This window comes from Oleiphilus sp. HI0086 (genome assembly GCF_001635225.1).
Genome location: NZ_LWFZ01000331.1, coordinates 1 through 5,257 on the forward strand (window position 1 = coordinate 1; position 5,257 = coordinate 5,257).

3 protein-coding genes are annotated in these 5,257 nt (G+C 46.2%); 2 read left to right on the forward strand and 1 reads right to left on the reverse strand.

All coding sequences use genetic code 11. The features are described 5' to 3' along the window. Positions 1-2,833: insulinase family protein (locus A3756_RS04275; RefSeq protein ID WP_068552983.1), on the forward strand; the 2,833-nt coding region annotated here is incomplete at its 5' end. A gap of 46 nt (positions 2,834-2,879) precedes the next feature. On the opposite strand, the gene A3756_RS04280 is transcribed toward A3756_RS04275, so the two are convergent. Further along, a complete protein-coding gene (locus A3756_RS04280; RefSeq protein WP_068507784.1) occupies positions 2,880-3,698 on the reverse strand; it encodes a pyruvate, water dikinase regulatory protein in 819 nt (272 codons plus the stop codon). 128 nt (positions 3,699-3,826) lie between these two features. Here A3756_RS04280 and ppsA point away from each other — a divergent pair. Next, positions 3,827-5,257, forward strand: a 1,431-nt coding sequence (ppsA, locus tag A3756_RS04285; RefSeq protein ID WP_082865079.1) for a phosphoenolpyruvate synthase, incomplete at its 3' end; no start/stop codon positions are given.

The window sequence follows — 5,257 nt, forward strand, 5'->3', positions numbered from 1 at the left end:
CAGGCACCTGCATTTTGCGACCACTAATACCGAAAACGTATTTTTGGTAGGTCTAAAAACAGTTCCGACTGACAACTCTGGCGTCGCACATATTCTTGAGCATACGGCACTGTGTGGTAGCGAGAAATATCCGGTTCGTGACCCCTTCTTTATGATGATCCGCCGATCCTTAAATACTTTTATGAATGCCTTTACCAGTAGTGACTGGACGGCTTACCCTTTTGCAAGTAAAAACAAGAAAGATTTTAATAATCTTCTCGAAGTGTATCTCGATGCAGTTTTCTTCTCTCGACTCGACGAGATGGATTTTCTACAAGAGGGGCATCGACTTGAGTTTGAAAAAGCAGATGATGCCAATAGCGATCTGAGTTACAAGGGTGTTGTTTATAATGAAATGAAGGGAGCGATGAGCTCACCGGTTAGTCAACTATGGCAGACATTAACGCGCCATTTGTATCCGACTACTACCTATCACTTTAATAGTGGTGGAGATCCTGAGCATATCACCGGTTTAAGTTATGATGACTTAAAAGGCTTTTACAAAAAGCACTATCATCCAAGTAATGCTGTGTTTCTGACCTTTGGCGATATTCCAGCTTATGAGCACCATTGTCACTTTCAGGGTTACGCTTTATCCAGATTCTCTAAAGAAGATCACCGAATCAGAATCAACGATGAGCAACGCTATTGTGCACCGATTCGGATTCAGGAAAATTACCCCGTTGAAAAAGATGAGCCGACCGAACATAAGACGCACATTGTTGTCTCATGGTTGTTAGGTTACAGCTTTGATTTGGAGCAAAACCTCGAAGCACATCTATTGGCTGATGTGTTGTTTGAGAACAGTGCTGCACCATTGCAGCGAGCATTAGAGGCTTCAAAGCTAGGGCATGCGCCATCACCCTTGTGTGGTTTGGAAGACTCTAACCGAGAAATGGCTTTTGCGTGTGGTTTAGAGGGAAGTGAACCGGGTAAAGAGGAAGAGCTAGAAGCAGAAATCTTCGCTGTGTTAGAGAAAGTTGCCCAAGAAGGTGTTGCTAAAGAACGTTTGGATGCGGTATTGCATCAGCTTGAGTTAAGTCAGCGAGAAATTGCGGGAGACAGTTACCCTTACGGTTTGCAGTTGATACTCGGCGCATTGCCTTCGATGTTGCACGGTGGCGACCCGGTCGCATTGCTAGACCTTGAGCCGGTGATTGAAAAGTTAAGAGAGCGCGTTAAAGACCCTGAATATTTCAAATCTTTGGTGAAAAAGCACTTATTGGATAACTCACACCGAGTCACTTTATCTCTTCGTCCGGATACTTCTTACGATGAGGTCAGAACAGCTCTGCTAACGAAGCAACTAGCTGAAATTAAGCAGAATCTGAACGAGGAAGAGAAGCAAAAGGTCATAGATCAGGCGGAAGCCTTGAAGCAGCGTCAGATCATGAAAGATGATGAATCGATCTTGCCTAAGGTCGGCATTCCAGACGTGCCCCTGCATTTACACTTCCCCAAAGGCGAACCAGCCAAAGTTTCGGATAATATTACTTGTTACCACCAAGGCACAAATGGCTTGGTCTATCAGCAGATTATTATTGATATGCCTGAGCTTAGCGAAGACTTGCAAGCACTCTTGCCGATTTATACTGCCGTGGTTACCGCTCTAGGTGCGGGTGAGAGCAGTTACCTGGAAATGCAGAATAAGCAGTCTGCTTTAACTGGTGGCCTGGGAGCGTACAGCTCCGTTAAGGGCGAAATTGACGACGTTCAAGATATCAAAGGAGTATTGGTATTTTCAGGGAAGGCGCTTAGTCGAAACTACGTTGCTTTGACAGAGATGCTTAAGGAAACGCTCGACAACGTTCGTTTCGATGAGCATGAACGTCTTCGCGAACTGGTGGCTCAGATGCGAGCGCGTCGTGAGCAAGGTGTAACCAGTAGCGGTCATGCATTGGCGATGGGGGTTGCCTCTAGCAGAATGAGCCCTGGCTCTTACCTCGCTTATCAGCTAGGGGGAATGCAAGGCATTAAAGCCTTGAAGGCTTTAGATGAATCGCTATCAACTGAAAGTGGCGATATCGATAGTAAAGCCTTATCCAGCTTGGCTGAAGGTTTGGAAAGAATTCATAAGGCAGTTTTAGCACAGCCTCGTCAGTTCTTACTGGTCTCGGAGTCGGAAGTCTCTGATGAAATTGCAGGCTTTATTCATCAGTCCTATAAAGACTTTGAACCTGCTGCGAATAGTCATTTTTCTTTAACAGAGAGACGTGAAACCGTAAAAGAAGCTTGGCTAACGTCCACGCAAGTCAACTTCTGTGCCAAGGCTTATCCTACTGTCGCTGTCGGTCATGATGATGCACCAGCCTTGTCTGTATTGGGAGGCTTTTTAAGAAATGGCTATTTACATAGGACGATCAGAGAGCAAGGTGGTGCCTATGGCGGTGGTGCAGGGCAGGACTCAGGTTCGGCATCCTTCAGATTTTTCTCTTATCGTGATCCTCGTCTAAGTGAAACACTTGATGACTTCGACGCTTCATTAGATTGGCTGCATATCGAGGAGCATGATGGAGAAGAGTTAGAGCAGGCTATCTTGGGAGTTGTATCGCAAATCGATAAACCAAGATCGCCGGCTGGTGAAGCAAAGGGTGATTACCATAACTTGTTGTTTGGTCGAACCCAGGAGCATCGCGAAGCATTTAGGGCGAAAGTTTTGTCGGTCACAATTGATGATCTGCAGCGTGTTGCCAAGACTTACCTGCAGCCAGGCTTAGCGAGTGTTGCGGTGATTAGCCAGCAAAGTCAGCGAGATGCGCTTGAAGGACTGGGTTTAGAGATTAAAGAACTCTAAACGCTAAAAGCAGAAAAGTGCTAAACAGGTACTGCTAGCGTTATGGCTAGCAGCGTCGCTCAATACCCGATTGCACCATGATGCGGGTAGCAATTTCTTCAACCGAGTAATGTGTCGTATTCAAAAAGGGAATCCTTTCTCTGCGATACATTAGCTCAACCTCTTCAACTTCATAATTACATTGCTTTGCTGAAGAGTAACGCGAGTTAGCGCGTCGTTCATGGCGAATGGCGGCAAGCCTGTCAGGCTCAATAGTCAGGCCAAAAATCTTGTTTCTATGGGGGCGTAAAGAGGCGGGCAGCTTTTGGTCTTCGATATCTTCTTCGGTAATTGGATAGTTGGCCGCCTTAATGCCGTACTGCATTGCAAGATAGAGACAAGTAGGGGTTTTGCCACTGCGCGATACGCCGGTCAATATCACATCCGCTTGGTCATAGAGTTTGGTGCGAGCACCGTCGTCATTGTCGAGTGCGTAGTTAATAGCCTCTATTCTTTGGTCATAGCGGGTATTTTTAGTAATGCGTGTTCTACCTACCTGATAAGAAGAGCGAACGCCGAGCTCTTGTTCCAGCGGCCCTAGAAAAGCGGCGAAAATATCAATCATCAAGCTATTACTCTTTTTGATGATCTTTCTGATGCCATCATCAACGATGGTGTCGAAAATAATAGCTTTCGCGCCATTTAACTCCGCCGCAGCATTAATTTTCTCGACCGTTTCGAGGGCTTTTTCAATGCTATCAACGTAAGGAAGCGTGACTTTCTCGAATTCATGCTCTTCAAATCGTGTTAATAAACTGACGCCTAACGCTTCTGAGGTGATACCTGTGCCGTCTGAAATGAAAAAAGCAGTGCGCTGATTACCCATAAAAAACCTTATTTTGAAGCCGAGGATTGATTCAAATAAGTTAGCATAAAGTGTTACAATTCACACCTGCTCGCGTTAAGTAAAGCGCATAATTATCAGTATTTCGCTAATGTACAGGAGAATAAGCCTTGCAGGACTACATTATTTGGTTTGATGAACTGGGTATGAACGATGTTGATCGAGTGGGGGGAAAGAATGCTTCACTCGGCGAGATGATTAGTCATCTATCTTCTGTAGGGGTAAGGGTGCCGGGCGGTTTTGCTACAACGGCTCAGGCATATTGGGACTTTCTATCAGAGAACGGCTTAAGTGAGCGTATCAATGCAGAGCTTGCTTCACTCGATGTAAAAGACGTTACAGCCTTGGCAGAAAGTGGTGCCAAAATTCGTGGCTGGGTGATGGAGGCTCCGTTTCAAGAGGCTCTCAATAGGGCGCTTGAAGATGCTTTCAAAAAGCTACAAGACGGAAATCAAAACTTGGCCGTTGCAGTTCGTTCTTCCGCCACTGCCGAAGATTTGCCTGAGGCTTCTTTTGCTGGTCAGCAAGAAACCTTCTTGAATGTTACCGGAATCGAACAAGTTAAAGCTCTGGTTAAAGAAGTTTTTGCTTCGCTTTATAACGATAGAGCGATCTCTTATCGTGTTCACCATGAGTTTGAGCATAGTGAAGTCGCATTGTCTGCTGGTATTCAAAAGATGGTGCGCAGTGAGACGGCGAGCTCCGGTGTTATGTTTACCCTCGATACCGAATCCGGCTTTAGAGATGTGGTGTTTATCACTTCCTCATATGGCTTGGGTGAAACGGTCGTGCAGGGTGCAGTGAACCCAGACGAATTTTATGTACATAAGCCCACTTATGAAGCTGGTCGCCCAGCAATTCTCAAGCGTAACTTGGGTAGCAAGGCGATCAAGATGGTCTATAGCCAGGACGATAGTGACTCACTGGTTGAAACCGTCAAGGTAGATATGGCACAGCGCAAACAGTTCTCACTGAGTGATGAAGAGCTCAATGAGCTGACCAAGCAAGCGCTGATTATCGAGAAACACTATGATCGCCCGATGGATATCGAGTGGGCAAAAGATGGTGATGACGGTGAGTTGTATATTGTTCAGGCGCGCCCTGAAACGGTTAAGAGTCGTTCTAGCACTGCTATTCTAGAACGCTACTTAATGAAAGAGACCGGAACCGTTGTCGTAGAAGGGCGCAGTATCGGTCACAAGATCGGTAGTGGCGCAGTGAAAGTCGTTGATGATATTGCTGACATGGATCAGGTTCAGGACGGTGATGTACTCGTTACAGACATGACCGATCCGGATTGGGAGCCGGTAATGAAGCGTGCTTCAGCCATTGTGACAGACCGTGGTGGCCGTACTTGCCATGCTGCGATTATTGCGCGTGAGCTTGGGATTCCAGCTGTTGTTGGTTGTGGTGATGCCAGTGATGTATTGCGCGATGGGCAAGAAGTGACCGTCTCTTGTGCAGAAGGTGATACCGGATTTATCTATGAAGGTTTACTCGACTTTGAGTTGAAAGAAAACTCTGTCGATTCGATGCCTGAT

Coding starts and splice junctions, on each gene's coding strand:
- A3756_RS04280 (WP_068507784.1), bottom strand. CDS start 3,698: ATGGGTAATCAGCGCACTGCTTTTTTCATTTCAGACGGCACAGGTATC.